A 2,106-nucleotide genomic window follows, 5' to 3' on the forward strand; every position below is an offset into this window, starting at 1 on the left:
GGTCATTAATATCTATATTTGCTAAACCGTCACTATAAGTTAGTAAAAATGTTTCATCTTGTATATACTTTTCGATTTTTTTCAATCTTGCTCCGGTCAACGTCTCAATTCCTGTATCTATAAACTTTATATTCCACTCTTCTGGTTCCTGAAGTAATTGATACTGATTATTTTTAAAATCTAAACTAAAATCATGTTCTCTCCAGTTATAATTCATAAAATATTCTTTAATTTGATCACCTTTATATCCTAATGGGAGAATAAATTCATAATGCCCATATTTCCTATACCAGTTCATTATATGCAAAATAAGAGGTTTTCCCTGAACACGAACTAAAGGTTTGGGTGTATTTTCCAAAACCCCTTGCATCCTGAGTCCTTTTCCACCACATAAAATTATGACTTTCACAGTCTACTCTCCTATCCCTTAGTATATTCAACTAATATAGTTTATGTAGTTATTATGTAATTGGTATACACGCATGTACCATAAAGTCAGTTATAAGAGAGTAATGTGAAATTTAAATCGTTATTATTGCTTCATAGGCATATATTATAAATCAATTATCTATCGCCTCTCCAAAACACTCTCGAATTTTTACAGTACAAAGTCTTCCATAGTTTCGAAAACTTCTTCAACCTCAATCCAAATGTATCGTAATGTTTGTTGTTGGGTCATATGGCCAAATAGCTTCATCAACTAATAAATATCCTTGTTATGCTGATAGTGGTCACTATACAGACCCCCACAGATGCTCCTTTTCCCCCTACTTGCATTGTTTTGAAATTTTCGCACCATAACCAGTTGAAAGGAACTCGTGCGGGTGTCTTTTTAAAATTCAAGATTTATAGAATATTATTCGAACATTTTGTGAAAAACAACAAAAAACACCACAAACTACTAGGAGTAGGTATTAATTTCCTGGTGTTCATTCGAAACGCTATGTTACACTAAGGGAGCTTTAACGGTCCATTCTAAAAACAGTAATGAAATGGGGTATTTAATTGAACTTTCCACAGTTAAAAATCGGTCATATGATGCCAAAGGTCCCAATTATGCAGGGAGGTATGGGCGTAGGTATTTCATTAAGCAAACTTGCATCTGCTGTTGCAAATGCTGGAGGAATTGGAATTATATCAGGAACTGGAATTTCCATCGACGAAATGAGACTACATATAAGGGTGGCGAAGGAAAAGGTACAGAATGCCGGCTATATTGGAGTAAACGTTCTTTTCGCGATGAATGATTTTGCTGAAAAAATGAAAGCGGCCATTGAAGAAAAAGTTGATTTCATCATATCAGGTGCTGGGATTTCAAGAGATATGTATACTTGGGGCAAAAAGGCCGGCATACCAGTTATTTCAATTGTTTCTTCAGCGAAGCTTGCTAAATTATCTGAACGCCTGGGTGCAGCTGCAGTTGTTGTAGAAGGTCATGAAGCCGGGGGACACCTCGGAACCGAAAGACCTTTATTCGATATATTACCTGAAGTAGTTGCAGCGGTTAAAATTCCCGTAATTGCTGCTGGAGGAATTATGACCGGAAAAGATCTTGCTCGTGCCTTAAGTATAGGGGCCTCTGGAGTACAGATGGGGACGAGATTTGTTGCAAGTGATGAGTGTGACGCACCCTTATCATTTAAAGAAAAATATGTAAATGCTCGAACGAAAGATACTATGCTGCTCAAAACAACTGTAGGTCTCCAAGGTCGTGCAATTAAGAATAACTTCACTGAACTGATAGCTGATGATAAAAAGATAAAAATAAAGAAGTGCATGAATTGCCTAAAAAATTGTTCTTATCGTTTTTGTACGCTAGATTCTTTGATAACATCAATGAATGGTGATTGTGAGAATGGTCTTGTTTTTGCTGGCGCAAGAGTGCATGAAATCAAGGAAATTCTACCAGTCAAAACAATCATCAACAATATCATGACAGAATATAAAGCCTGTATTTAAGCAAGAATTAATGTCGATCCTCTTATATTCATCTGAAGAAGATATGGATACTGAATGATTCTATGTTGGGGTTCCACCTTATACCCATCAACCTAAGATTTTGAAGTATCCCTAAAACGAAAATTTCATCCTTTCATAGTTGTCCAT

2 protein-coding genes are annotated in these 2,106 nt (G+C 35.8%); one reads left to right on the forward strand and one right to left on the reverse strand.

Going from position 1 to position 2,106, the window contains the following annotated elements:
- Positions 1-409, reverse strand: a 409-nt coding sequence (locus V7183_RS22995) for an NTP transferase domain-containing protein (protein WP_335360958.1), incomplete at its 3' end; no start/stop codon positions are given.
- A 596-nt stretch (positions 410-1,005) separates the two neighbouring features.
- Between V7183_RS22995 and V7183_RS23000 the strand changes: the two genes are divergently transcribed.
- Complete coding sequence (locus tag V7183_RS23000; protein ID WP_335360959.1) at positions 1,006-1,959, forward strand: NAD(P)H-dependent flavin oxidoreductase; 954 nt, start codon at positions 1,006-1,008, stop codon at positions 1,957-1,959.
- Positions 1,960-2,106 lie beyond the last annotated feature (147 nt).

The organism is Bacillus sp. JJ1127, from assembly GCF_036965845.1.
Lineage (GTDB): Bacteria > Bacillota > Bacilli > Bacillales > Bacillaceae_G > Bacillus_A.